Source organism: Flavobacterium caseinilyticum (genome assembly GCF_004349085.1).
Classification (GTDB): domain Bacteria; phylum Bacteroidota; class Bacteroidia; order Flavobacteriales; family Flavobacteriaceae; genus Flavobacterium; species Flavobacterium caseinilyticum.
The window spans coordinates 12,340-37,755 of the sequence record NZ_SMFM01000004.1 but is presented as its reverse complement, the minus strand read 5'-3'; the positions used below and the strand labels follow the sequence as shown (position 1 = coordinate 37,755).

Below are 25,416 nucleotides of genomic sequence, written 5' to 3'. Positions count from 1 at the left end.
TAAATCTTTAAATAAAATACAATGAAAGTAGCCGTAATAATGGGAAGCATATCCGATATGCCAATCATGCAGGAAGCAATAGATATCCTTAAAGCATTTGAAATAGAAATAGAAGTCGACATTGTTTCGGCGCACAGAACACCTGAAAAATTATTTGATTTCAGTCAAAATGCACACACTCGTGGCATTTCGGTAGTTATTGCCGGCGCTGGCGGAGCTGCACATTTGCCTGGAATGGTTGCTTCTATGTCGCCGCTTCCCGTAATTGGGGTTCCTATAAAATCAAGCAATTCCGTTGATGGTTGGGACAGTATTTTATCCATTCTTCAAATGCCGGGCGGAGTTCCCGTTGCAACAGTTGCGCTTAACGGCGCCAAAAACGCCGGAATTCTTGCCGCTCAAATCATAGGAAGTCACAACAAAAGCGTTATGGAGAAAGTCATTAAATATAAAACAGGATTAAAAGAAGCCGTCAACATTGCTTCTGAAAGTCTTCTAAAATAAAAAAAGCTCCATAACGGAGCTTTTTTAAAATCTAAAAATAAGTTATTCTACGTCAACTACAATTTCTAAAATTCCGTCAAATTCTGAAGCAATAATATCCTCTCTGCTCAACCAGTATTCAGAAGTTGTAATTTTATAATTCACATTATCCGTTGTCTTTACATCCCATAAAATATCTTCCGCTTCCGGAAACGGAGCGTTTTCACTCATCTGACTGTCAAATAATCTTTTAATAAGATTACTTCCAGACAATCCGTTGTTTAATAGTTTTAAAATGTTTTCTTTAGTCAATTCGCTTTCACTCTCACCCTCTGCTGGCGTAAAACTGCATTCGACAATAGTTGCTTTAGCATTAGGAAAAGTACCGTTGTAGGCTTTAAAAAGCAGTTGGTTAATATGAAACAAAGTCGAATGTAACCCAATTTCAGGATATTCCTCGCATACTTTATCCAAAAGCATATCATTTGAAATTTGCTGTATCTGCCCTTCATTCAAATCTTCTGACAACTTATATTCCAATGTAATGGCGGCAGCATCTTTCGGTTCAAAATCAGAAATCGCCATAAACAATAATTCTCTTAAATTGGCAGCATCACCGTCAGCGGCATCCGGATAATCAAACTTTTCTAAGAGTTTAATGTAATCCTCATTTGTCCAATATTCTTCAATTTCATCTACTGTATTCGCGCTATTTATTGTAATTTGATACTTCATAATTCCTTTTCTATTAATTTTATAATCTGATTAGTTTCTTCCAAAACCAATATTTCTTCACAATTTAGGCCTTTATTACCGGCAAACGAAATAAATAACATTTAAATAACACTTTCGAATCCGCTATTTTGGTCCAAATCAATTCCTTCAACAACCCCATTTTTTTTATTAAATCCGTACCTTTGATATCTTTAAATATGGATTTATTTTATTAAAAATACAAATGAGCATCTTAACCCACCATTTCAACACAAAATACAATACAGCACCTTTTTCGAAAATTAAAAACGAAGATTTTCTTCCTGCTTTTCAAAAAGGAATCGAATTGGCAAAAGCCGAAATTGATGCAATTGTAAGAAATCCAATAAAACCTACTTTCGAAAATACGATTGAAGCTCTAGCATTCAGTGGAGATGTTTTGGACAGAATTTCAAGCATCTTTTTCAATTTGAATTCAGCAGAAACGAATGACGAAATTCAGAAAATTGCGCAGGAAGTTTCTCCTTTATTGTCTGAATTTGGAAATGATGTACGTCTTAACCCAGATTTATTCGCCCGAGTAAAAACGGTGTATGAGCAACGAGAAAAATTGAATCTCAATCCGGAGCAAACCACGCTTTTGGACAAAAAATACAAAAGCTTTTCCAGAAACGGAGCGAATTTACCGGAAGACAAAAAGAATCAACTAAGGGAAATCGACAAAGAATTATCGAAATTGAGTTTGCAGTTTGGCGAAAATGTTTTGGCAGAAACGCAAGCGTATCAATTGCATATTACAAACGAATCTGATTTAGCCGGTTTACCAGAAGGAACAATCGAAGCCGCTCGCTCTTTGGCTAAAAGCCAAGAAAAAGAAGGCTGGATTTTCACGTTGGATTATCCAAGCTATGTTCCTTTTGTGACCTATGCTGATAATCGTGAATTACGCAAGAAAATGGCAATTGCTTTTGGTGCCAAAGGTTTTCAAAACAATGAATTTGACAACCAGGAAATCGTTCTCAAAATTGCCAAATTTCGTTTTGACAGAGCGCAAGTTTTAGGTTATGCCACGCACGCTCATTTTGTGCTCGAAGAACGCATGGCCGAAAGTCCGGAGAAAGTAAAAACATTTTCGAATGATTTATTAGAAAAAGCCAAACCGGCCGCTTTGAAAGAATTTGCACAACTGACTGCTTTCGCAAAAGAGCTTAACGGAATCGAGCAACTTCAGAAATGGGATGGTGCTTATTATTCGGAGAAATTGAAACAGCAATTATTCAACTTGGATGACGAAATATTAAAACCGTATTTTCAATTAGAAAAAGTTCTCGACGGTGCTTTTGCAGTAGCGCAAAAATTATTCGGAATCACTTTCGAAGAAATTTTTGAAGTGGATAAATACCATGAAGAAGTAAAAACATATGCGGTAAAAGACGAAGATGATCGGCTGGTTGCTGTTTTTTATGCTGATTTTTTTCCAAGAAAAGGCAAACGCAACGGTGCTTGGATGACCTCTTTTAAATCGCAATACATCAAAAAAGGAAGTAACGAAAGACCGCATATTTCAATTGTGTGCAATTTTACGAAACCTACTGTAACAAAACCATCATTATTAACTTTTAACGAAGTAACGACTTTGTTTCATGAATTTGGTCACGCCTTACACGGCATGTTAGCCAATACGACATACCCAAGTTTATCCGGAACTTCAGTGTATTGGGATTTTGTGGAATTACCAAGCCAGATTTTAGAAAATTGGTGCTACGAACCGGAAGCATTGGCTTTGTTCGCGTATCATTATGAAACTGGCGAAATGATTCCGATGGAATTAGTACATAAAATCAAAGAAAGCGCGAGTTTTCAAGAAGGAATGGCAACCATGCGCCAATTGAGTTTTGGATTATTAGATATGGGATGGCATGCACAAGATCCTTCCAATATCACTGACATCAAAGCTTTTGAAACTGAACAGTTCGCAGCCACACAATTGTATCCTGATGTAGAGGAGAATGCGATGAGCACTTCGTTTTCACATATTTTTCAAGGCGGTTATTCATCCGGCTATTACAGCTACAAATGGGCCGAAGTTTTGGATGCAGATGCTTTTGAATATTTCCAGGAATGCGGCATATTTAATAAAGAAGTGGCTACCAAATTCAAGGAAAATGTACTTTCCAAAGGCGGAACAGAACATCCGATGATTTTATACAAACGCTTCAGAGGACAAGAACCAAAACCGGAAGCTTTGTTACGAAGAGCAGGATTACTTTAAAAACATAATTATTGAAAACCCGAAGTACTGACTTCGGGTTTTTTAATAGACTTACAATACCGTTACAAAAATTTAAACCAACAAAAAAATGAGTTTTTTAAAAGCCGAATGGAATAATTTAGCCATGATTAATTATGAAGTCAATCCCGAAATCCTGCAAAAGTATGTTCCTGCAGGAACTGAAATAGATTTCTGGAACGGCAAATGCTACGTTAGTTTTATTGGATTCTTATTCGAGAATGTTCGTGTTTTAGGAATGAAAATTCCGTTCCATTCTGATTTTGAAGAAGTCAATCTTCGGTTTTATGTGAGACGATTTGAAAACGGAGCTTGGAAAAGAGGCGCGGTTTTTATCAGCGAAATTGTTCCGAAATATGCAATCTCATTTGTGGCTAATACTTTTTACAATGAGCATTATCGAACCTTGCCCATGAAACATACGTTGAAAATAAATGAAAACTCCAGAGAATTTATATACCAATGGAAGGTAAATAATAATTGGAATACCATCCACGTAGCAACACAAAAAAATCCCATTGCAATTGAACCAGATTCCGAAGCCGAGTTTATCACGGAGCATTATTTTGGCTATACCAAAATCAATGAAAACGAAACTTTTGAATACCAAGTTACACATCCCAGATGGCAACAATATCAAGTAACCAGAAACGAATCCGTTATTGATTTCGAAGGAGTTTATGGAAAAGAATTTGCTTTTATCAAGGATTTAAAACCAACATCCATATTCCTGGCCATTGGCTCCAAAATTACGATTGAAGACAAACGAAAAATAAAACTTTAATGACCAGAATAAAAATTCGGACCAAAATTAATGTACCCATACAAACTGTTTTTGACATTTCCAGAGACATTGACGTACACCAAAAATCAGCAAGTCCTTCAAAAGAAATTGCCATCGACGGAATCACTTCCGGACTGATCAATTATAACGAAACGGTAACTTGGCGCGGGAAACATTTTGGTTTTTATCTGACACACAAAAGCCGAATAACCGCGATGAATCTTTACGATTATTTTGTAGATGAAATGGAGGAAGGAAAATTCAAATCTTTTCGGCATGAACATGTTTTTCGCGAAAAAAACGGATTAACCGTTATGAAAGACAAAATATATTACGAAGTACCTTATGGTATCTTTGGTGAAATATTCGATTTTTTGTTTCTAAAAAATCACATGATTAATTTTATTCTCGAAAGAAACAAAGTATTAAAAGCTTTATCTGAAAGTAAACAGTAAAAATCGAAACCTAGTACGAGTAAAATCCGGAATTATTTCAAAAATTTCCTGAAATTATCTTTAATCAACAGTGGAAAAATATCCTATTCACCAAATTTATACTATTATTGGTGAACGTATTCACCAATTAAGCACTTTTTAAAATAACAACAGTAACAACCACCAAACTATCGGAACACTTTCTATCCAAAAAGAAGTATAATATTTGGAGCGTTTTTCATTAGCAAAAATCAAAAACAACGCAATCATCAGTACTAAAATCAAGTTTACAATTAATTGATTTTTATCTAAATTGCTTGTAAAAAACTCCAATAAATAAAACGGAATCAAAAGTAACAGTCCTAATGTTTTGGTTCGCTTCACTCCTATTTGTTGCGGAACGGTTTTAAGATGCGGATCATCATTTGCCAAATCAATGATTTCAAAAATCAGAATCAGTACAAAAATTAGAAAAAAGCGTTGCAAGCATTTTAGATAAAAATCTGAAGTAATTAGGATACCCGAATCTAAAATTGGCAATCCCAATGTGACGCCCACCCAACACAAAGCGACAATATAAATTTTTACACCGGCCCAATTTCTGGCGTTTTTCTTATTCGGGAAAAAAGAAAACGTGTATAATAATGTAATACTCAAGAAAACTACTGCAGCTAATTGGGTTATTCTTTGGAGCTGAAAAAAATAATATATAACTGGAAAAAGCGCAAAAAAGCTAAATAAAGCGATCACTTTTAACTCGCTACGCATTTGAATTTTTTTGGCTCGAGCCAAAGCATCATATTTTACAAAATTATATCCTACAATGGTACCAAAAAAAGCAAAGTTAGCAACTATATCACCTTCCGAAATGTGGAACATATATTGTGTCATTCGCACCAAGGCATAACAAGACAAACCCACGTGAATACTACTATTTATATAAAAATTGAATATTTGTTTAAAAAACCTCATTAGACAAAATTAATCAAAGTGTTAATAACAACGGCTTTTAGTTGAAAAATTCACAGAAAATCAAGTTAAAAAAGGCAATTAATAGCATATTAATATTTAATTTTACAGCCTTTAAAACAAGAAACACACAACCCATTTTATATACAATGAAAACAGACGCTTTTGCATTAAGACACATTGGCCCAAGAGAAAATGATCTAGAACACATGTTGAAGACGATTGGGGCAGGAACACTGGAACAATTGATTCAAGAAACCATTCCAAGTGACATTCGTTTAAAATCTGATTTAGATTTAGAACCTGCAATGACCGAATATGAATTTGCAAATCACATTCAGAAATTAGGGAATAAAAATAAAGTTTTTCAATCCTACATTGGTTTAGGATACAATGCCGCCATTATTCCTGCGGTTATCCAAAGAAATGTTTTTGAAAACCCGGGCTGGTATACTGCTTACACTCCGTACCAAGCCGAAATCGCGCAAGGTCGTCTGGAAGCAATTTTGAATTTCCAAACCATGGTTATCGAATTGACCGGAATGGAAATCGCTAATGCTTCTTTGTTAGACGAAGGAACTGCTGCTGCAGAAGCAATGGCATTACTTTTTGACGTTCGTTCTCGTGATCAAAAAAAAGCCAACGTTTGTAAATTCTTTGTTTCAGAAGAAATATTACCTCAAACTTTATCCGTTTTACAAACACGTTCTACGCCAATCGGAGTTGAATTAGTAGTTGGAAATCATGAAACATTCGATTTTTCTTCGGAATATTATGGCGCAATCCTACAATATCCGGGAAAATTTGGACAAGTCCATGATTATGCCGCTTTTATCGCGAAAGCTGCTGAAAACGAAATAAAAGTAGCTGTTGCCGCTGATATTTTAAGTTTAGTAAAACTAACTCCTCCCGGAGAAATGGGCGCTGCAGTTGTTCTGGGAACTACACAACGTTTCGGAATTCCGTTAGGTTATGGTGGGCCACACGCTGCTTATTTCGCTACAAAAGACGAATACAAAAGAAGCATGCCGGGAAGAATCATCGGTGTAACTATTGATACTGATGGGAATCGCGCTTTGCGAATGGCGTTACAAACGCGCGAGCAGCACATTAAACGTGATAAAGCAACATCAAATATTTGTACGGCACAAGTTCTATTGTCAGTTATGGCAGGCATGTATACCGTTTATCACGGGCCAAAAGGCTTACAATACATTGCTGATAAAGTACATGCTTCCGCAGCGACGTTGGCAAATGCTTTAGAAAAATCAGGTTATCAACAAACCAATACCGCTTTCTTTGACACAATTGTTGTAAAAGCTGATGCTCAAAAAGTACGTGCGATTGCAGAAGAAAACGAGATTAATTTCTACTATATTGACGACAATACGATTTCAATTTCTTTAAATGAGACAACCAGCATAACCGATTTAAATAAAATCATTGCTGTTTTCGCTTCCGCAAATGGTACTCCTGTAAATACTATTGAAAGTTTATCTGAAACCAATCATTTTCCTGAAAACATAAACAGAACATCAACGTTTTTACAACATGATGTTTTCAATAAATACCATTCGGAAACCGCATTGATGCGTTACATCAAAATGCTGGAACGAAAAGATTTAGCGTTGAATCACTCGATGATTTCACTCGGTTCTTGTACCATGAAACTGAATGCCGCATCAGAAATGTTGCCTTTGAGTATGGCACAATGGAATAACATTCACCCGTTTGCACCGCTTGATCAAGCTCAAGGATACCAAGAAATGTTGACTAAATTAGAACAACAGTTAAATGTTATTACTGGTTTTGCAGGAACAACTTTACAACCTAATTCAGGAGCTCAAGGTGAATATGCCGGATTAATGGTAATTCGCGCGTACCACCAATCAAGAGGAGATCACCATAGAAATATTGCTTTAATTCCATCTTCTGCTCACGGAACAAATCCGGCATCTGCAGCGATGGCAGGAATGAAAGTTGTGGTTACTAAAACATTGGAAAACGGAAATATCGACGTCGAAGATTTACGTGAAAAAGCACTTTTACACAAAGACAATCTTTCTTGTTTGATGGTAACATACCCTTCAACACATGGTGTTTTTGAAAGTGCAATCAAAGAAATTACACAATTGATTCACGATAACGGTGGACAGGTTTACATGGATGGTGCCAATATGAATGCCCAAGTGGGATTAACAAATCCTGCAACAATTGGCGCTGACGTTTGTCACTTGAACCTACACAAAACATTCGCTATTCCTCATGGAGGTGGTGGACCTGGTGTAGGACCAATATGTGTTGCACCACAATTAGTACCATTTTTACCTACTAATCCAGTAATACCAACTGGTGGAGAAAACGCCATTACGGCAATTTCTGCTGCGCCTTGGGGATCAGCATTAGTTTGCCTAATTTCTTACGGATATATTTGTATGCTTGGTGCTGAAGGCTTAAAACAATCTACCGAATATGCAATTTTAAACGCAAACTATATTAAGGAGAAATTAAACGGTCATTATGACACGTTATATTCCGGAGAAATGGGTCGCGCGGCACACGAAATGATTTTAGAATGTCGCCCTTTTAAACAGAAAGGAATTGAAGTTACTGATATTGCAAAACGATTGATGGATTATGGATTTCATGCTCCAACGGTTTCATTTCCTGTTGCCGGAACTTTAATGATTGAACCTACCGAAAGTGAAAACTTAGAAGAGTTAGACCGTTTTTGTGATGCGATGATTGCTATCAGAAAAGAAATTGAAAATGCTACAGCAGACAATCCGAATAATATATTGAAAAATGCGCCACATACTTTGATGATGGTTACTACTGATAACTGGAATTTTCCATACACTCGTGAAGCAGCAGCTTTCCCATTAGATTATATTGCCGAAAATAAATTCTGGCCTACCGTTCGTAGAGTTGATGAAGCTTACGGCGACAGAAATTTAAATTGTTCCTGTGCGCCAATTGAAGCCTACATGGAAAGTTAAATTACAACTTAAAATGTCTCGAGAAATCGGGACATTTTTTTTTAAGAGTAAAAGAAAGAATGCTCCTAAAGAATTCGATTAAAAATTATCAAAATACTGATTTTTTTCAATTACGAGATTTAAGAAATAAAAAACACAACAAATCTTTCATTTTGTAATTAAATAATCAATATTTTTGCCAAAAAATTATTATTTCATAATTATATGCATGCATAGTAAATTTTGTGAGTGTAGTAATTTTTTAATGATTAAATTAGCCTCAAATTTGGAAAATTAACGCAATGAAAATAAAAATAGCTGGAATAGGAAGTTACATTCCTGAAAAAAAAGTAAGCAACGTAGATTTTAGCGAACATGTTTTTTTAAACGAGGATGGAACCGTTTTTGGTTATCCAAACGAAGTAGTAATCAAAAAATTTAAGGGCATAACTGGAATCGAACACAGGCGTTATGCAGAGAATCACTTAAACTCATCTGACTTAGCTTTTTTTGCGTCCGAAAAGGCAATACAAAATGCAGGAATCGATCCAGAAACTATTGACTATATTATATTTGCACATAATTTCGGCGATGTAAAACACGGAGCAATTCAATCGGACATGCTTCCTAGTTTAGCTACACGCGTCAAAAATAAATTACAGATCAACAACCCAAAATGTGTAGCTTACGATATTCTTTTTGGATGTCCCGGCTGGATTGAAGGCGTACTTCAAGCCAATGCTTTCATCAAATCTGGAATGGCAAAACGTTGTTTAGTAATTGGTTCTGAAACTTTATCTAGAGTCGTTGATGATCATGATAGAGATTCAATGATTTATTCAGATGGTGCCGGCGCTGCAATAATAGAAGCTTCTGAGGATGAAACCGGAATGCTGTCCTATGAAAGCGGAACCTACGCAAACGACGAAGCTAATTATTTGTTTTTTGGAAAATCATACAATCAAGATTTAGATCCGGATATACGATACATCAAAATGTACGGACGAAAAATTTATGAGTTCGCACTGACTACAGTACCTGCAGCAATGAAAAGTTGTTTAGATAAAAGTGGTATTGGGATTGACGAAGTTAAAAAAATTCTAATCCACCAGGCCAATGAGAAAATGGATGAAGCCATCATTCAGCGTTTTTATAAATTACACGACAGGCCCGTTCCGCAGGACATCATGCCAATGAGCATCCATGAATTGGGGAACAGCAGTGTTGCAACCGTCCCTACGCTTTTTGATTTATTGATTCGTGGCGAAATAAAAAACCAAGAACTTCATAAAGGCGACGTTGTCATATTTGCCTCCGTTGGAGCAGGAATGAATGTTAATGCCTTTGTTTATCGATATTAATTCATATGAGGATTGTAGCAATTATGAGCTAATCCGGCTGTACATTGCAATTCCTCACTACAAAACTTGTTTTTCTAAGGTGCAGAAAAGCTTCTTTTAGTCGCTTTTCGCACCTTGAATAACTACATTTTGAAGCTCCGGGATTTTCATTCCCATCCGGGCTAAAAAAAAATTCCCAAAAACACATTTATCACTATATTTGTGCCTTCCTGCCTTCGCGGCAAAATAAAAAAATTCATGTACGAGAAAACGTTTCCCAATAAAAGATTCAAACATACTTTAGAATTTCTAAAAAAACACGTCTCCACGTCTGAGACCATATTAGATTTAGGTGTTGAAAATCCATTTTCTAAAATCATGAAATCCGAGGGATTTTCAGTTACAAATACAACCGGAGAAGATTTAGACTTAGATCAATCCGTATTTTCAAATGAAAAAAAGGATGTAGTTACCGCTTTCGAAATCTTTGAACATTTATTGAATCCATTCACAATTTTAAGCGAAATAAAATCCGATAAACTTTTAATTTCCATTCCATTGCGTTTGTGGTTTTCACCCGCTTACCGCAGCAAAACGGACATGTGGGACAGACATTACCATGAATTTGAAGATTGGCAACTCGATTGGTTAATGGAAAAAACCGGTTGGAAAATAATCGACAGAGAAAAATGGACTAATCCCGTTAAGAAATTTGGTATTCGACCATTACTACGAAAATTCACGCCTAGATATTACATCGTTTACGCTGAAAAAATAAAATAATGAATTACTACATTGTCATTCCGGCGCATAACGAAGAAGCATTTATTGCTTTGACTTTAGATTCTTTGATTTCGCAAACCGTTTTACCCAAAAAAGTAGTCGTTGTCAATGACAATTCAACGGATAAAACTGCCGAAATCGTAACGGCTTTTGCGAAAGTAAATCCTTTTATCACATTAGTAAACAAAACCTCTGAAGCGATACATTTGCCTGGAAGCAAAGTCATTCAGGCTTTTCATAAAGGCTATGAAACATTAGACGAGAATTATGATGTGATTGTAAAACTGGATGCCGACTTGATTTTACCCAACAATTATTTTGAAACTATAGTAAACATTTTCGAAAAAGATCCTTCGATAGGAATGGCAGGCGGATTTGCTTACATTGAAAAAAACGGAGAATGGATTCTGGAAAATCTTACCGATAAAGACCATATTCGTGGTGCCTTTAAAGCCTACAGGAAAGCATGTTTCCAGCAGATAGGGAATTTAAAACCCGCTATGGGTTGGGATACTGTTGATGAATTATTAGCTAAATTTTATGGATGGAAAGTAGTTACGGATGCTCAGCTAATCGTAAAACATCTAAAACCAACCGGAGCTAATTACAACAAAACAGCCCGCTACAAACAAGGCGAGGCATTTTATACTTTAGGGTACGGATTTTTAATCACTTCCATTGCTTCGGCAAAACTGGCGATGATGAAGAAGAAACCGCAACTTTTTTTGGATTACATCAAAGGTTTCTGGAAAGCCAAAACTGCTAAAACACCTTTATTGGTAACGGCTGAACAAGCAAAATTCATCCGATCTTACCGCTTGAAGAAAATGAAAGAAAAAATTTTCTAACAAAAACTACGAACGCATAACTTACAACTGATAACTATTTTTGTAATTTAGCCCATAATCGCAAAACTATGATGATCATTCGATATATTACGCAGATTGGAAGATACTGCCTGATGCTAAAAGAAATTTTCAACAAACAGACAAAGTGGTCTGTAATGAAAAATCTGATTTTTAAGGAAATCGACGATTTAATAATTGGTTCCCTTGGAATTGTAGCCTTCATTTCCTTCTTTGTCGGCGGAGTTGTTGCCATACAAACTGCCTTAAACTTAACAAATCCGCTAATACCAAAATACCTTATTGGTTATGCAACCAGACAATCGATCATTTTAGAGTTTGCACCCACCTTTATTTCTATAGTAATGGCAGGAAAAATGGGATCTTTTATCACCTCAAGTATTGGTACGATGAGAGTAACGGAACAAATCGACGCACTGGAAGTTATGGGAGTAAATTCTTTAAATTATTTAGTTTTCCCTAAACTAATGGCATTATTATTATATCCGTTTCTTATTGGTATCGCTATGTTTCTTGGTATTCTTGGCGGATATATTGCCAGTGTATATGGCGGTTTCGGAAGCAGTTTGGAATTTGTAGACGGAATTCAAAGAGATTTTACGCCGTTTCATATCGCTTACGCTTTTATCAAAACCTTCATCTTTGCTCTGCTTCTAGCCACAATTCCATCTTTTCACGGCTATTACATGAAAGGCGGCGCACTAGAAGTAGGAAAAGCGAGCACGGTTTCATTTGTATGGACATCGGTGACCATTATTTTAATGAATTATATTTTAACACAATTACTATTAACGTAATGATAGAGGTAAAAAACATAGAAAAATCATTTGGTGACATTAAAATTCTTAAAGGGATTTCGACGGTTTTTGAAACCGGAAAGACGAATTTAATTATTGGACAAAGTGGATCCGGAAAAACAGTTTTGCTCAAAAGTCTTTTAGGTATATATATCCCTGAATCTGGAACTATTTCATTTGATGGCCGAATTTACTCCGAATTAGATCCTGCTGATAAACGAGAACTGCGAACTGAAATTGGAATGGTTTTTCAAGGAAGTGCGTTATTTGACTCGATGACTGTAGCTGAAAACGTTGGCTTTCCGTTAAAAATGTTTACCCACGACAATAGCAAAAAAATTCGGGAGCGCGTAGACTTTGCACTAAAAAGAGTGGATCTTACCGAGGCGCATAACAAGCTACCATCGCAAATTTCCGGAGGAATGCAAAAACGTGTTGCAATTGCCCGCGCGATTGTAAACAATCCTAAATACCTGTTTTGTGATGAGCCTAACTCTGGATTAGACCCTAATACCGCTATTTTGATTGATAATCTTATCAAAGAAATCACCGAAGAATACAATATCACAACGGTCATCAACACGCATGATATGAATTCTGTGATGGAAATTGGCGAGAAAATCTTGTTCTTAAAAGATGGCTTAAAAGCATGGGAAGGAAGCAAAGAAGAAATCTTCAGAACCGATAATGAAGCGGTAGTCGAATTTGTTTATTCTTCTAATTTATTCAAAAAAGTGCGAGAAGCATATTTGAAAGAATAAAACTACGCTAAATCAAGCTTTCTTCTTTAAATAATATCAAGAACTATATTTGACAGAGGTTAACATACACAAATATGTAATAAAAAAAGGATTTTTTTACACTAATGATTTAAAGGAAGATAAAACGAAACTAATGAGTGTAACTTAAATACATCATTTTTTAAAGTTATGTTTCACACCAATATTGATTAGATTATTCATTACATACTGGTCATTATCAAAAATAAGCGCTGGTATTTTTGCTTTTCGTCCTCCAAAATAGGTTTCAAAATCAACATAGATAGCAGTTTTATTATTTAAAAAATAATTGAAACCCAATCCTGAATTTGAACTTCCATAATTTTTCGGATAGTCGGTTTTTAAATTTTCAGAATAATTGGTATAAGTACTTTTGGTTTCAAAACTTTGTGCATACCCCAGCTTCAAACTTCCGCTAAAGTTTTTAAAAATTCTAAACTCCCATTTTACAGTAATAGGAATAGAAATGACGGCTCCTTTAAAAAAACCGGAATACGCATCGCTACCTAAATCAAGCCAACCACCGCTGTGAGTATCTGGTCTGTAAAATGAAACTCCAGTTTCAAAATATTTAATTCGTCCACTCAGGCTCCAATGCCTCCCAGTATAATATTCTGCCAAAACTCCTACCTGAAATGATTTATTGGGCTCGCCTAGCTTGAAAGAGGCTATGGTATTCGAACCTATTTCTGCACCAAAATACCAATTCCCTTTTGGATTGATGATTACGGTTTCTGCAGTTTCTTGTGCGTTCATCAAAAAAGGTATAAAGATAAATACGAAACAAATGATTGCATTTTTCATATTTCTATTAAATAAAATGATGAAATTTTAGACAATATGAGCATAGTTGCAAATAGGAATCGTAGATTTTCCATAATTATATTCTTTTACGTGAAGTAGAAACAACACTATAAATATAAGATAAAATTTACACAGAATTATCATTAAAAAACCTTTTCACATTAGATGAATAAAAAAATAACTAATAATCAGATTCTTATAGAATTATTCTACATCCCAAAAAGCACGAGAAGAGTATTTGAAAGAATAAATATTAACTGGATTTCAACAATTCTACCTCAGCATTAGGATTAAAAAGATAGGTTTTACCGGAACTCATTTCGAGACATTCAAAGCGCTTAGTTCTCACGGCTATTTTCTTGAAAATTTTTCCGTTTTGGATTCGAAAAACACTACCGTATGGTATTTCAAATACATAATTCTTATCGTTTTGCTGATCAAATTGTTTCAGTGCCAAAGCTAAAGTAGCATCAGTGTCGCTGCTGGCCGTGGGATTTTTGAAATGTCTCGCTAACAACGGCAATAAATGATTCGGGAAAATTTCTGGTCGAATGTAAGGAATCATCAACCGTTGAAACGAATATTTCCACTCGTTCCCATGAGGTTTGATATTTCGCCCAAATTTTTCAAAAGCAACCAAATGAGAAATTTCATGAATCAACGTAATCAAGAACTTATATTTATTCAGGTTTGAATTGACGGTGATTTCATGTTTTCCACTCAAACCTTTTCGATAATCTCCATGACGCGTCTGCCTTTCGTTTACAATCTTAAGATGCACTTGATTGGCAACAATAAGTTCGAAAACGGGTTTAACTGCGTGCTCCGGAATGTATCTTGAAAGTGTTTCGCTCATAACTTAAAATTTATAACTCTAAGTTACGGATTCGTAGAAGACACTTGTAACACTTTGCCGTTGAAATATTTATTTCCAGTCAAAGTAAAATCATAAATGTAATTTGCCATTTCTCCCGCAGATATTGGCGCTTGATAACCCGGAAAAGCTTCTGCCAACATTTCTGTTTGCACGGAACCCAAAGCTAAAACATTGAAAGAAATTCCACGCTCTTTATATTCTTCAGCTAATAACTCTGACAACGTAATAACGGCTCCTTTACTCGAACTATACGCTGCAAGTCCGGCAAACTTCAAACTTCCCTGAATGCCACCCATAGAACTAATCGTCACCACATGGCTTCCTTTTTGTAAATATGGAAGACAAATTCGAGTCAGATTAGCCACTCCAAAAACATTGACTTTATAGATATTTTCAAAATCTTCCTGAGTCGTTTCTGAAAAAGGTTTCAGCAATAAACTTCCAGCGTTATGAATAACGGCATCTATTTGTTTCCAGGACTCGGAAAGAAAATCGTTTACTTTCACTAATTCGGATTCATTAGATAGATCCACCGAAAGACAGGTGATATTTTCGTTACCCAATAAAGCTTGAGGAATTTTTCTCGAAATGGCTAAAACTTGGTGTCCCGCATTAGCAAATTGCAATGCCAACTCAAATCCTATTCCCCTACTTGTTCCTGTGATGATAATATTTTTCATAGAGCAAAAATAAACAAAAACGGTAAAAAAAGATGCTTTACGCAAAGGATTGTTGCTGTATCTAATATTATTATTTTGCTTGTTTTGCCTCAAATAATAGTTTGAATAATATGAATTCCAACAATGAGATTAAGAGACTAAAAGCCAACTGCATTTAATAATGATATAGAATTTATTTCTCTTTTAAACATAAAAAAATCCAGTGGATCAAAAGTTTAGGTTCCTTTATTTTTTCGTAATTTCAGTGCGTAAAATTAAAATCCGAATTCCAAAAAAATGATAGAAAGCGTACAATTCGAAATTGCAACAATAACTGATATTGATGGAGTATTGGCATTACAGGAATTGTATCTTGTTGCTAATTTATCCGAAGATGAGAAAGCTTCGGGCTTTGTTACTACACCATTTACAGTCGCGCAACTAACGGAAGTTATCCATCAAAACAACTTATTTATTGCCAAAGACCATAACAAAATCATTGCTTATATTTTTGCTGGAAGCTGGGTTTTTTTCAAACAATGGCCCATTTTTAATTACATGAGTTCGTTGTTTCCAAAACTTACCTTTTTAGATTTTGACATCAACACTACCAATAGTTTTCAATACGGCCCAATTTGCATTCACAAAGAATATCGCGGCAAGGGATTGATAAACCCGCTGTTTGAATTCATGAGAAAAAATATGGTTCAAAAATACCCACTGAGTTTGACTTTCATCAATAAAATCAATATTCCATCCACCAAAGCTCATACCGAAAAACTAAAATGGACTATCATTGGAGATTTTCAATTCAACAATAATGAGTATTTAATTTTGGCTTACGATATGACTCAGCCCGTTTCGTAGCACTATTTCAGCATGATTATTTCCTGAGTTGGTGAATTTGCCATTTCTGCGACAGCTGGCAGTAATTCCTGAATAAATGAAGTCATGTGCGGAATATCCATTGCTTTGAAATCATCAGAAACATGATGGTAAAATTCAAAGTTTTCAAAATCAAATGTACTTACAGACTGGCAAGGCACTTTGAAAAGTTCATAAAAAGAGTAATTATCAGATCTGTAAAACAATTTGTATTCGGCTTCTTTTGGAAGAAAACCGATCGTATTTTTTCCTGTATATTCATTGATTTTGCCCGCCATATTCGATTTGTCAAAACCAGTAATATAAGCTAGATAATCTCTTTTCATTGGCACACCAATCATCTCAATATTGAACTGAGCATACAATTTAAAATCCTGCGCTTTCAGTTTTTTGGCTAAATGTTTAGAACCTAACAATCCTTTTTCTTCCCCAGCAAAAAACACAAAAAGGACGCTTCTTTTGTTGTTTTTAGTCATACTGAAATATTTTGCCATTTCAGCAACCGCAGTTGTTCCTGATGCATCATCATTGGCTCCATTGTTTATAAAATCACCATTCACCCCTTTTTTATCAATTCCAATGTGGTCGTAATGGGCACTTAATAGTACAAATTCATTTTTTAAAACTGGGTCGCTTCCTTCAACAAAACCTACCACATTAAAAGCCGTTTCCTTGAAAGTCGATAAGGTATCGCGATACGATTTGAAATACGGTTTTACATTGTTATCAATAAAAAATTGCTCTAAATAATCAGCAGCTTTTATCATTCCAGCTTTTCCGGTTTCTCTTCCTTCCAGTTCATCCGAAGCTAAATATTTTAATGTTTTAGCAACATCATTTTCTTTTACTTTATACGTAATTGACAACGGTTCACGTATTGCGGTCTCATTTACAACGGACGAAGTTGGTTTGCAGCACAAGAAAAGAAATGGAAGTAAAAGAAAAACTTTTTTCATAATTAAAGCGGATTTTTGGTTAATAAAAATGCTAAGATTCAGCATTAAAATTTTATAATTAGACTCTTTTTTGATAATATTTTTTATACACTTTGACCATTTGAACAACAGCTAAAACCACAAAGAACAACGGAATCACATAAGGAATTACATATCTAGAAAAGCTGGCAGTGTTTTGATTCAAAGTGCTCAATATCAAAACTAAACTCAGCATCCCCATGAATGTGCCGATTAAAGTCCCTGCAATATAATACAGTTTGAGTTTATTTACAATGGAAATATAATTCCCATTGATCAAAAAAAGATTCCAACCAGTCCAAAATGGCACTTGAAGAAAATTGATACCACTTAAAAAAACACCGATTAGGAACGGTGAATACATTATATTTTTTTCTAAAACGCCTTGTTGTTCCATTGTTTGATTAGCATTGGCGTAAAAAGAATAGCCGATGATCAAAAGGAAGAAAACGGCAAAAAAATCAATAATCTTCATTAATTTTTTATTATTTACTAATTGCTTTGCGAAAATTAAAGTGAAATAAATCACAAACATTTCCACAAAAACAACTCCAAACAAAAAGAAAATCAAAGCTTTCATTCCCAGTTTTGCATACATTTCAAAACCTATAACATTCAAATATCCCAGCGGTATCGAACCGATAAAGCTCACTAAAAAACCAACAAAAATGTTCTTTAATGCCTTCATAACTTTAGAAATTTACAATTTTATTACTTTGTTTTAGGTGCATTCTGTACTCCTTCATGCCGTCTTTGTGCAGTAAATAGGGAACTCCATTTTTATGGTTAGCCGCACTTATTTCATACATATAAGTAATGTGACGCGAGAGCTCCTTCCAAGCAAAAAACAAAGAATGCTTTGGATCATAAATATGGGTAGGCTCGCTTCCTGCTCCATTCAACTCCACAAGCGAGAAGTTTAATCCTTGTTCTAATTCTTCAATTGTATGATACATCATATCCAATCTCCCAAAGTAAAAACCCGGAATTTGAAGACACATTTTATTTATTGTTTCCGTCAGTTTTGGTGTTATCCAATGGCTTCCATCAATAAATTTTGCTCCTCGTGCGTGATTCCCATAAGGGACCAAATTCAATTTTTCCCCTTTTGAAAGAATATCGAGTAGTTTCTTTCCATATTCCTTTTTCAAAACTTTTAATTGAAGTTCGTAACGCGGATTTTCTTTAATTAATTCTTCAACGGTAGAAATTCCGTTTCCGGTAATAATCAGAAATTCTTTGGAAACTATTCCTGTGATTCTGCCGGCTTTTTCGTGAGGATAACGCACATAAAAAATTCCAACTTCGTTGTGGTAAGGAATTAAATCCTGTACTACGTAATCAAAATTTGCTTTATCATCGTATTTTTTCAAATCGGTAATCGAATTGATTTTTTTAACTCCAGATCCGCGCAGTCCAATATCTGGTTTTGCAATCAATGGATATTTTATTTGTGCTACTGTAATAGTCTTTAAAATTTCTTCAAGAGAAGTTCCTTCTTTTATTAATTCCGTTTTTGGATAATACTGCTGTGGAATCAAATCATAGATTTCTTTTTTGGACTCCATCATAAAACCGCCATTTTTTATGGTTGGATTTGAAGCATTAAAGAAAAAAATAGATTTCGCCTTTATAGAATAATAGGACCAAAGAAAATAAATAGGAATGTAAACAATTTGGAAAGGCCAATATTCCCAATGTGCAATTTTATGAAAAAATAGCTTCAAAGTAAGTTCTTTAAACGGTGATAAATGAGGTCGAAAAATCCTGTTGCGCAATCAAATCGTAATGCAATATAGCTACTTTATTTTTTTCAATAACCGATTGCGTGATACTCAACGTTTTCAATTCTTCATTTCTATTGATAATTAATCCGTTTTCATCATTCCCCTCTTCAGTATAACGATGAAAATCGAGCATTTTTGATTCGGAAATTTCAGAATTTGCATTCATAAAAGTATGGAACCAGTCGGCACGTTTTTCTCGAATCGACGAGGAATACAAAGTCGATGAAGACCAAATATGATTTTGATGAATGTCCAAAGATGTCGTTTCTTTCTCTTTACCGTTCCAGCGCAATTGAAAAAGAGAATTATCTTGAAATAAAACTAATGTAAAAGGTTCTATCTCTTGTAAATCAATTTCGGTCCAGAAATCCTTTGGCGAAAAGCTGCTGATCAGTTCTAAAACGATCAACCCACGACTTTTTCGATACGGAAGTTGTACCTTATGCTTTTCATCGGCACCGTTTAAAAGTACCAAAATTACTCCGTCAGCACTAGCTGCAAACCACGTTCCTCCAGCTTTTGGATCCTTTGGGAAAACCAGGTTTTTTCCGTTTATGATATAATTTTTTGGTGGTATTGCACTTGGCCGTACTGTTTTTTCATCTCGATTGGATGTAATGATAATTTTATCATTGGTCGTTACAAAACTTACTGTGCACATTGATTTCTATATTCTATTGTGGAGCGCGCAACGCCAAAATTAGGATCCACTACCACTGTTTCATATTGCAAAATAGCCACTTTAATCAGCGCTTGATGGTGAATGCAATGCTCTAAATTATACAATAATTCTCTGAAATAGTTACTTCCAATTCGGATTTCCTCTCCATCAATAACCTGCAACAGCTCAATATTTTTGTTTTTCTTGTCTAAATTTCGTTGAATCAACACAATATTTTCGATAGCAAAAGCGATATCCGTTTGAATACGAATGTTCCGTTCTCTTTTATCATAATTCAAAAGACCCGAATCATATTGATTTTCTAAGCACTGAAACATCTCAATAATATGTCTGGTATGCTCCCCAATAGAGGCATTACTTAATTCTGCAAAAGAATTTGAGTACTCTACCTGAGACAATTGATTCAGTAAATCAATCAATTCCTTTAAACAATTATTTATTGAAGGTATTAGCATATTTAAATTTAAATTCCACAAGGTAATTTTAGCTGTCTCTTTACAAAACAAAGAAAGTTAATTAGTACCACAATAAAAAGCGTGAATCCATCATTTTTTAATTCTAGTCGCAGCATAAAAAAAGGCAAAAAAAACCCTCCCAATTGTTTTTGGAAAGGAATTTATTATTTATTGAATTTTAATTTAAGAAACTAAAGTTCGTGAAATTACAATTCTTTGTATTTCAGAAGTTCCTTCATAAATCTGAGTAATTTTGGCATCGCGCATCATACGCTCTACATGATATTCGGCTACATATCCATTTCCTCCGTGAATTTGAACAGCTTCAATTGTAGTATCCATTGCAGTTTGAGATGCAAATAACTTTGCCATAGCACCAGATTGTGAAATATCTTTACCTTCATCTTTTTCAGAGGCAGCTTTGAGAACTAACATTTTCGCAGCCATAATTTGAGTCGCCATATCAGCTAATTTGAAAGCAATTGCCTGGTGTTTGAAAATTTCTTTTCCAAAAGCTTTTCGCTCTTGCGAGTATTTCAATGCCAATTCATACGCTCCGGTCGCTATTCCTAGCGCCTGCGAAGCAATTCCTATTCGTCCACCGTTTAAAACTGACATTGCAAAATTAAACCCAAAACCATCTTCCCCAATTCGGTTTTCTTTCGGAATTTTAACATCAGTAAACATTAAAGAATGCGTATCGGACCCGCGGATTCCCATTTTCTTTTCTTTTATTCCAATATCAAATCCTGCCCAACCTTTTTCTACAATAAAAGCATTAATACCTTTATGCCCTTTTTCAAGATCCGTTTGAGCAATTACAATGTAGGTAGATGCTGAGGAACCATTAGTTATCCAATTTTTTGTACCGTTTAACAAATAATGATCCCCTTTATCAATTGCTGTCGTTTTTTGCGAAGTCGCATCACTTCCCGCTTCCGGTTCCGAAAGACAGAAAGCGCCAATTACTTCCCCTTTAGCAAGAGGAACCAGATATTTCATTTTTTGCTCTTCACTACAATATTTTTCAATACCAGCACAAACTAATGAATTATTTACCGACATAATTACCGCTGCGGATGCATCAATTTTTGAAATTTCAGTCAAGGCCAAAACATAGGAAATACTATCTAAACCGGATCCGCTATATTTAGGATCGACCATCATTCCCATAAAACCTAAATCGGCCATCATTTTCACTTGCTCAGTTGGGAATTTTGAATGTTCATCACGTTCAATAACGCCAGGTAATAATTCTGCTATAGCAAAATCTTTAGCGGCTTGCTGAATCATTAAATGCTCTTCGGTTAGATTAAAATCCATATTTTTATAGTAAGTTAATTGTTCTTAAATTTGTCAACAAAAGTAATTATTAAAAATTAAATTTCATACGATTTCGTAAATTTAGCCAATGTTTAAAGAAAAGTATATTATTATAGGAGTAATGTCCGGAACTTCGCTCGACGGTGTAGATCTGGCACATATTGTTTTTACTGTAAAAAACGGCAAATGGGAATTTGAGATTGCAGAATGTAAAACCGTTTCTTATCCATTGGATTGGTTAAACAAATTAAAGAAAGCTGTTGATTTTTCCGATACAGAACTTCAGAAGTTAAATCAAGATTACACCCAACTTCTGGCTACGATTATTTCTGATTTTATCGAGAAGTTTGAAATAAAAGATATTGATGCCGTTTGTTCTCATGGACACACAATCTTGCACCAACCACTTAAAGGATTTACTTTACAAATTGGCAACTTACCTGAAATCGCTGATTTAATTAACCAAACTGTGGTTTGTGATTTCAGAGTTCAGGATGTTCTGCTGGGCGGTCAAGGTGCTCCTTTGGTACCAATCGGCGACCGGATTTTATTTTCTGAATATGATTATTGCATGAATTTAGGAGGTTTTTCGAATGTTTCTTCTGAACAAAACAAAGAAAGAATCGCCTTTGATATTTCGCCTGTAAATACCGTTTTAAATTTTTACGCCAATCAATTGGGATTAGATTATGATGACAAAGGAAATATTTCAAGAACTGGAATTTGTAACGAAGATTTATTAGATGAATTAAATGCTTTGGATTACTACCAAAAAAAACATCCTAAATCATTGGGTTTTGAATTTGTAAAAGAAGTTATTTTGCCTAAAATCGAAAATCATTCTATTCCTATTGAAGATAAATTACACACTTTTACCGAACACGTAGCTTTGCAAATTGCTTTGGCTTTGCCAAATAAAAACGGCAGCCTTTTTATAACCGGCGGCGGCGCGTACAATGATTTTCTACTAGAGCGAATTCAAATGCATTTACCAAAAATGAAAATCATAATTCCGTCCGCTAAAATATTGGAATTCAAAGAAGCGCTGATTTTTGGATTACTCGGAGTTTTAAAATTACGAGGAGAAATCAATGTTTTAAGCAGCGTTACAGGAGCAAAATCCGATCATAGCTCTGGAATGATTTATTCTCCAAAATAAAATTAAAAATACATATTTCACATTATTCTATTTTTTATATTTGCCAAAATTAAACATATCGCAACAAATGAAAGATTTATTAAAGAAATTCGAAAATAAAGAACCTGAGATAGTTTTCCATTGGAAAGATGCTGAAACAGAAGCCGAAGGATGGACAGTCATCAATTCGCTTCGTGGTGGTGCAGCCGGTGGTGGAACTCGGATGAGAAAAGGGTTGGATATGAATGAAGTTTTGTCTTTGGCAAAAACCATGGAAGTGAAATTTTCGGTTTCCGGGCCTGCTATTGGCGGAGCAAAATCTGGAATTAATTTTGATCCAAATGATCCAAGAAAAAAAGGCGTTTTACAACGTTGGTATAAAGCAGTTTCTCCCTTATTGAAAAGTTATTACGGAACTGGTGGCGATTTGAATGTAGATGAAATTCACGAAGTGATTCCAATGACGGAAGAATGTGGGGTTTGGCATCCGCAAGAAGGCGTTTTCAACGGTCACTTCAAACCGACCCAAGCGGACAAAATTAATAGAATTGGGCAATTGCGTCAAGGTGTGGTAAAAGTTATTGAAAATCCAAAATTCTCACCGGATGTTTCCAAAAAATATACAATTGCTGATATGATTACCGGTTATGGCGTTGCTGAAGCCGTTCGTAATTATTACACGATTTACGGTGGAGATGTAAAAGGGAAGAAAGCAATCGTACAAGGTTTTGGAAATGTAGGTTCGGCCGCAGCATTTTACTTAGCCGAAATGGGCGCTAAAGTTATTGGTATTATTGACAGAGATGGCGGATTAATCAATGAAGAAGGATTCTCTTTTGAAGAAATAAGAGCTTTATTTCTTGCCAAAGACGGAAATAAACTGGTTGCTGAAAATATGATTCCGTTTGAAGAAATCAATCAAAAAATATGGACCATTGGTGCTGAAATATTCACTCCATGTGCCGCTTCTCGATTGGTAACTCAATCTCAAATTGACAGCTTAATTGCGAATGGTCTTGAAGTGATTTCTTGTGGTGCGAATGTTCCTTTTGCAGACAAAGAGATATTTTTCGGTCCAATTATGGAAGATGTTGATCACAAAGTAAGTTTGATTCCTGACTTTATTTCTAATTGTGGTATGGCAAGAGTTTTTGCTTACTTCATGGAAAAGAAAGTACAAATGACGGATGAAGCTATTTTTCATGACACATCAGAAATCATCAAAAAAGCAATTGAAAAAGCACATGCTTTAAATCCAAGTAAAACAAATATAAGTGCCACTGCTTTTGAAATCGCACTGAAGCAGTTAACATAGTTCTCGTTCTTTTTTTAAAGTTAAAAAACAAATAATAATCAGTCAGTTAAACGCATTATGTTCATAACAAATGTATTAAACTGACTTTTTTGTTGCTTTATAGTAATACCTAAAACAAAACCTTACTGTTGAATATTTTAAACTAACAAAATAGCAATTTTTATAATATATTAGCGTTTTTATACCAAATAAAATTTTTATGAGTCTATTGTTACAAGCGGATAGCTTATCCGTCGCACAAGAAAGTGTAGTCGATGCAGTTCCTGTTGAAAAAACTTTATCAATTATTGAACTATTAACTAGCGGAGGATTAGCAGGTCAAATAATAATGATTTCATTATTTCTGATGTTTTTTATCGCTTTATATCTCTATTTTGAACGTTTAATGGCCATCAACGCAGCTTCAAAAGTTGACACGAACTTCATGGGGCAAATTAAAGATAACATCAAGAACGGCCGAATTGATAACGCAAAAATTATCTGTGCACACTATAAATCTCCAGTTGCACGACTGATCGAGAAAGGTATTTCACGAATAGGAAAACCACTTGATGACATAAATACTGCTATTGAAAATGCAGGAAAACTTGAAATTTACAAACTCGAAAGAAATGTCAGCATGCTTGCTACAATATCTGGAGCGGGACCCATGACGGGTTTTCTTGGAACAGTTGTGGGAATGATTCAGGCGTTCCACAAAATGGCTAGTTCTGGCGGGCAAATTGAAGTAGGTGCACTTTCTGAAGGAATTTATACCGCTATGACAACAACCGTTGTTGGCTTGGTTGTTGGTATTATTGCATACGTGGGTTACAACCACCTGGTAGTAAAAACAGACAAGATAGTTCATCAAATGGAAGCCAATGCAGTTGACTTCTTAGACTTATTAAACGACCCAGCATAATCATGAATTTAAGAGGAAGAAATAAAGTTAGCGCAGAATTCAATATGTCATCCATGACGGATATTGTTTTTTTATTACTGATATTTTTTATGCTGACATCTACAATGGTGACAACAAATGCTCTGAATTTAGTTTTACCAAAAGCAAAAGGAAAAACAGACAGTAACAAAAATATTTCAGTAAGTATCAATAAGAAATTAGAACTTTTTATTGACAAAGAACCAGTTTTAGAAACTGACTTGGAATCAAAATTATTATCCATGTTCGCTGGTGATAAAGAAAAAGCTATTATTTTAAGAGCTGAAGAAGGAGTGCCAATTGAAAAAGCAGTGAATGTTTTAGACATTGCAAACCGAAACCAAATCAAGGTAGTCTTAGCAGTTAGACCCAAATAAT

At 35.0% G+C, this 25,416-nt stretch carries 26 protein-coding genes; 15 read left to right on the top strand and 11 right to left on the bottom strand.

Translation table 11 applies throughout. The annotated features are described in order from the left end of the window. Positions 1-21 precede the first annotated feature (21 nt). Complete coding sequence (purE, locus tag E0F89_RS09875) at positions 22-504, top strand: 5-(carboxyamino)imidazole ribonucleotide mutase (protein WP_131909633.1); 483 nt, start codon at positions 22-24, stop codon at positions 502-504. A 42-nt stretch (positions 505-546) separates the two neighbouring features. Here purE and E0F89_RS09870 read toward each other — a convergent pair whose 3' ends face one another. Next, the gene (locus tag E0F89_RS09870) at positions 547-1,218 is read right to left on the bottom strand and encodes a hypothetical protein (RefSeq protein ID WP_131909632.1); all 672 of its coding nucleotides are present in this window, start codon (positions 1,216-1,218) and stop codon (positions 547-549) included. Between the two features lie 223 nt (positions 1,219-1,441). On the opposite strand from E0F89_RS09870, the gene E0F89_RS09865 reads away from it, so the two are divergent. From E0F89_RS09865 to E0F89_RS09855, 3 genes are all read left to right on the top strand, one after another. Continuing rightward, positions 1,442-3,469 (top strand): M3 family metallopeptidase, encoded by a 2,028-nt coding sequence (locus E0F89_RS09865; RefSeq protein WP_131909631.1) that lies wholly within the window; start codon positions 1,442-1,444, stop codon positions 3,467-3,469. An 88-nt stretch (positions 3,470-3,557) separates the two neighbouring features. Continuing rightward, the gene (locus E0F89_RS09860) at positions 3,558-4,271 is read left to right on the top strand and encodes a YqjF family protein (protein ID WP_131909630.1); all 714 of its coding nucleotides are present in this window, start codon (positions 3,558-3,560) and stop codon (positions 4,269-4,271) included. Then, positions 4,271-4,726 (top strand): SRPBCC family protein, encoded by a 456-nt coding sequence (locus tag E0F89_RS09855; RefSeq protein WP_131909629.1) that lies wholly within the window; start codon positions 4,271-4,273, stop codon positions 4,724-4,726. The genes E0F89_RS09860 and E0F89_RS09855 overlap by 1 nt, the downstream gene beginning before the upstream one ends. A gap of 138 nt (positions 4,727-4,864) precedes the next feature. Here the strand turns inward: E0F89_RS09855 and E0F89_RS09850 are convergent, their stop codons facing one another. Next, positions 4,865-5,677, bottom strand: coding sequence for a UbiA prenyltransferase family protein (locus E0F89_RS09850; protein ID WP_131909628.1), 813 nt, complete (start codon positions 5,675-5,677; stop codon positions 4,865-4,867). A 146-nt stretch (positions 5,678-5,823) separates the two neighbouring features. Here E0F89_RS09850 and gcvP point away from each other — a divergent pair, with 146 nt between their 5' ends. The 6 genes from gcvP (at position 5,824) to E0F89_RS09820 (ending at position 13,199) form a co-directional block, all read left to right on the top strand. Beyond that, entirely contained in the window at positions 5,824-8,673 is a 2,850-nt protein-coding gene (gene gcvP / locus E0F89_RS09845) for an aminomethyl-transferring glycine dehydrogenase (RefSeq protein WP_131909627.1), read from the top strand. Between the two features lie 281 nt (positions 8,674-8,954). Further along, complete coding sequence (locus E0F89_RS09840) at positions 8,955-10,013, top strand: 3-oxoacyl-ACP synthase III family protein (RefSeq protein WP_131909626.1); 1,059 nt, start codon at positions 8,955-8,957, stop codon at positions 10,011-10,013. A gap of 237 nt (positions 10,014-10,250) precedes the next feature. Further along, positions 10,251-10,775, top strand: coding sequence for a methyltransferase domain-containing protein (locus E0F89_RS09835; RefSeq protein WP_131909625.1), 525 nt, complete (start codon positions 10,251-10,253; stop codon positions 10,773-10,775). Continuing rightward, positions 10,775-11,623, top strand: coding sequence for a glycosyltransferase family 2 protein (locus E0F89_RS09830; RefSeq protein ID WP_131909624.1), 849 nt, complete (start codon positions 10,775-10,777; stop codon positions 11,621-11,623). The genes E0F89_RS09835 and E0F89_RS09830 overlap by 1 nt, the downstream gene beginning before the upstream one ends. A gap of 68 nt (positions 11,624-11,691) precedes the next feature. Next, positions 11,692-12,438, top strand: coding sequence for an MlaE family ABC transporter permease (locus E0F89_RS09825; RefSeq protein ID WP_131909623.1), 747 nt, complete (start codon positions 11,692-11,694; stop codon positions 12,436-12,438). Next, positions 12,438-13,199 (top strand): ABC transporter ATP-binding protein, encoded by a 762-nt coding sequence (locus E0F89_RS09820; RefSeq protein ID WP_131909622.1) that lies wholly within the window; start codon positions 12,438-12,440, stop codon positions 13,197-13,199. Before E0F89_RS09825 ends, E0F89_RS09820 begins: the two co-directional genes overlap by 1 nt. A 153-nt stretch (positions 13,200-13,352) precedes the next feature. Here the strand turns inward: E0F89_RS09820 and E0F89_RS09815 are convergent, their stop codons facing one another. From E0F89_RS09815 to E0F89_RS09805, 3 genes are all read right to left on the bottom strand, one after another. Next, positions 13,353-13,973, bottom strand: coding sequence for an outer membrane beta-barrel protein (locus E0F89_RS09815; RefSeq protein WP_165930003.1), 621 nt, complete (start codon positions 13,971-13,973; stop codon positions 13,353-13,355). Between the two features lie 301 nt (positions 13,974-14,274). Continuing rightward, the gene (locus tag E0F89_RS09810) at positions 14,275-14,877 is read right to left on the bottom strand and encodes a SprT-like domain-containing protein (protein WP_131909620.1); all 603 of its coding nucleotides are present in this window, start codon (positions 14,875-14,877) and stop codon (positions 14,275-14,277) included. Positions 14,878-14,900: 23 nt separating this feature from the next. Next, positions 14,901-15,578 (bottom strand): SDR family NAD(P)-dependent oxidoreductase, encoded by a 678-nt coding sequence (locus E0F89_RS09805; RefSeq protein WP_131909619.1) that lies wholly within the window; start codon positions 15,576-15,578, stop codon positions 14,901-14,903. A gap of 276 nt (positions 15,579-15,854) precedes the next feature. On the opposite strand from E0F89_RS09805, the gene E0F89_RS09800 reads away from it, so the two are divergent. Next, the gene (locus tag E0F89_RS09800) at positions 15,855-16,424 is read left to right on the top strand and encodes a GNAT family acetyltransferase (RefSeq protein WP_131909618.1); all 570 of its coding nucleotides are present in this window, start codon (positions 15,855-15,857) and stop codon (positions 16,422-16,424) included. A 2-nt stretch (positions 16,425-16,426) separates the two neighbouring features. Here the strand turns inward: E0F89_RS09800 and E0F89_RS09795 are convergent, their stop codons facing one another. From E0F89_RS09795 to E0F89_RS09770, 6 genes are all read right to left on the bottom strand, one after another. Continuing rightward, entirely contained in the window at positions 16,427-17,398 is a 972-nt protein-coding gene (locus tag E0F89_RS09795; RefSeq protein WP_131909617.1) for a M28 family peptidase, read from the bottom strand. Between the two features lie 58 nt (positions 17,399-17,456). Beyond that, positions 17,457-18,104 carry a LysE family transporter gene (locus tag E0F89_RS09790; RefSeq protein ID WP_131909616.1) on the bottom strand — a complete coding sequence of 216 codons (648 nt, stop codon included), beginning with the start codon at positions 18,102-18,104 and terminating at the stop codon, positions 17,457-17,459. A 4-nt stretch (positions 18,105-18,108) separates the two neighbouring features. Next, entirely contained in the window at positions 18,109-19,143 is a 1,035-nt protein-coding gene (locus E0F89_RS09785; protein ID WP_131909615.1) for an ATP-grasp domain-containing protein, read from the bottom strand. Between the two features lie 10 nt (positions 19,144-19,153). Further along, positions 19,154-19,864: an NRDE family protein gene (locus tag E0F89_RS09780; RefSeq protein WP_131909614.1), complete on the bottom strand. Its 711-nt coding sequence runs from the start codon at positions 19,862-19,864 to the stop codon at positions 19,154-19,156. After that, positions 19,852-20,340, bottom strand: coding sequence for a DinB family protein (locus E0F89_RS09775; protein WP_131909613.1), 489 nt, complete (start codon positions 20,338-20,340; stop codon positions 19,852-19,854). The genes E0F89_RS09780 and E0F89_RS09775 overlap by 13 nt, the downstream gene beginning before the upstream one ends. Positions 20,341-20,523: 183 nt before the next feature. Continuing rightward, positions 20,524-21,663 carry an acyl-CoA dehydrogenase family protein gene (locus tag E0F89_RS09770; RefSeq protein ID WP_131909612.1) on the bottom strand — a complete coding sequence of 380 codons (1,140 nt, stop codon included), beginning with the start codon at positions 21,661-21,663 and terminating at the stop codon, positions 20,524-20,526. A gap of 88 nt (positions 21,664-21,751) precedes the next feature. On the opposite strand from E0F89_RS09770, the gene E0F89_RS09765 reads away from it, so the two are divergent. The 4 genes from E0F89_RS09765 (at position 21,752) to E0F89_RS09750 (ending at position 25,415) form a co-directional block, all read left to right on the top strand. Continuing rightward, on the top strand, positions 21,752-22,822 hold the full coding sequence (locus E0F89_RS09765; RefSeq protein WP_131909611.1) for an anhydro-N-acetylmuramic acid kinase: 1,071 nt from the start codon (positions 21,752-21,754) through the stop codon (positions 22,820-22,822). Between the two features lie 67 nt (positions 22,823-22,889). Then, entirely contained in the window at positions 22,890-24,116 is a 1,227-nt protein-coding gene (locus E0F89_RS09760; protein ID WP_131909610.1) for a Glu/Leu/Phe/Val dehydrogenase dimerization domain-containing protein, read from the top strand. Positions 24,117-24,315: 199 nt separating this feature from the next. Next, positions 24,316-25,020 (top strand): MotA/TolQ/ExbB proton channel family protein, encoded by a 705-nt coding sequence (locus E0F89_RS09755; protein ID WP_131909609.1) that lies wholly within the window; start codon positions 24,316-24,318, stop codon positions 25,018-25,020. Positions 25,021-25,022: 2 nt separating this feature from the next. After that, a complete protein-coding gene (locus E0F89_RS09750; protein ID WP_131909608.1) occupies positions 25,023-25,415 on the top strand; it encodes an ExbD/TolR family protein in 393 nt (130 codons plus the stop codon). The last annotated feature ends 1 nt before the right edge of the window (position 25,416 follow it).

Coding starts and splice junctions, on each gene's coding strand:
- E0F89_RS09765 (WP_131909611.1), top strand. CDS start 21,752: ATGTTTAAAGAAAAGTATATTATTATAGGAGTAATGTCCGGAACTTCG.
- E0F89_RS09855 (WP_131909629.1), top strand. CDS start 4,271: ATGACCAGAATAAAAATTCGGACCAAAATTAATGTACCCATACAAACT.
- E0F89_RS09865 (WP_131909631.1), top strand. CDS start 1,442: ATGAGCATCTTAACCCACCATTTCAACACAAAATACAATACAGCACCT.
- purE (WP_131909633.1), top strand. CDS start 22: ATGAAAGTAGCCGTAATAATGGGAAGCATATCCGATATGCCAATCATG.
- E0F89_RS09755 (WP_131909609.1), top strand. CDS start 24,316: ATGAGTCTATTGTTACAAGCGGATAGCTTATCCGTCGCACAAGAAAGT.
- E0F89_RS09750 (WP_131909608.1), top strand. CDS start 25,023: ATGAATTTAAGAGGAAGAAATAAAGTTAGCGCAGAATTCAATATGTCA.
- E0F89_RS09800 (WP_131909618.1), top strand. CDS start 15,855: ATGATAGAAAGCGTACAATTCGAAATTGCAACAATAACTGATATTGAT.
- E0F89_RS09850 (WP_131909628.1), bottom strand. CDS start 5,677: ATGAGGTTTTTTAAACAAATATTCAATTTTTATATAAATAGTAGTATT.
- E0F89_RS09815 (WP_165930003.1), bottom strand. CDS start 13,973: ATGAACGCACAAGAAACTGCAGAAACCGTAATCATCAATCCAAAAGGG.
- E0F89_RS09870 (WP_131909632.1), bottom strand. CDS start 1,218: ATGAAGTATCAAATTACAATAAATAGCGCGAATACAGTAGATGAAATT.
- E0F89_RS09760 (WP_131909610.1), top strand. CDS start 22,890: ATGAAAGATTTATTAAAGAAATTCGAAAATAAAGAACCTGAGATAGTT.
- E0F89_RS09820 (WP_131909622.1), top strand. CDS start 12,438: ATGATAGAGGTAAAAAACATAGAAAAATCATTTGGTGACATTAAAATT.
- E0F89_RS09860 (WP_131909630.1), top strand. CDS start 3,558: ATGAGTTTTTTAAAAGCCGAATGGAATAATTTAGCCATGATTAATTAT.
- E0F89_RS09770 (WP_131909612.1), bottom strand. CDS start 21,663: ATGGATTTTAATCTAACCGAAGAGCATTTAATGATTCAGCAAGCCGCT.
- E0F89_RS09840 (WP_131909626.1), top strand. CDS start 8,955: ATGAAAATAAAAATAGCTGGAATAGGAAGTTACATTCCTGAAAAAAAA.
- gcvP (WP_131909627.1), top strand. CDS start 5,824: ATGAAAACAGACGCTTTTGCATTAAGACACATTGGCCCAAGAGAAAAT.
- E0F89_RS09780 (WP_131909614.1), bottom strand. CDS start 19,864: ATGTGCACAGTAAGTTTTGTAACGACCAATGATAAAATTATCATTACA.
- E0F89_RS09805 (WP_131909619.1), bottom strand. CDS start 15,578: ATGAAAAATATTATCATCACAGGAACAAGTAGGGGAATAGGATTTGAG.
- E0F89_RS09775 (WP_131909613.1), bottom strand. CDS start 20,340: ATGCTAATACCTTCAATAAATAATTGTTTAAAGGAATTGATTGATTTA.
- E0F89_RS09795 (WP_131909617.1), bottom strand. CDS start 17,398: ATGAAAAAAGTTTTTCTTTTACTTCCATTTCTTTTCTTGTGCTGCAAA.
- E0F89_RS09810 (WP_131909620.1), bottom strand. CDS start 14,877: ATGAGCGAAACACTTTCAAGATACATTCCGGAGCACGCAGTTAAACCC.
- E0F89_RS09830 (WP_131909624.1), top strand. CDS start 10,775: ATGAATTACTACATTGTCATTCCGGCGCATAACGAAGAAGCATTTATT.
- E0F89_RS09790 (WP_131909616.1), bottom strand. CDS start 18,104: ATGAAGGCATTAAAGAACATTTTTGTTGGTTTTTTAGTGAGCTTTATC.
- E0F89_RS09825 (WP_131909623.1), top strand. CDS start 11,692: ATGATGATCATTCGATATATTACGCAGATTGGAAGATACTGCCTGATG.
- E0F89_RS09835 (WP_131909625.1), top strand. CDS start 10,251: ATGTACGAGAAAACGTTTCCCAATAAAAGATTCAAACATACTTTAGAA.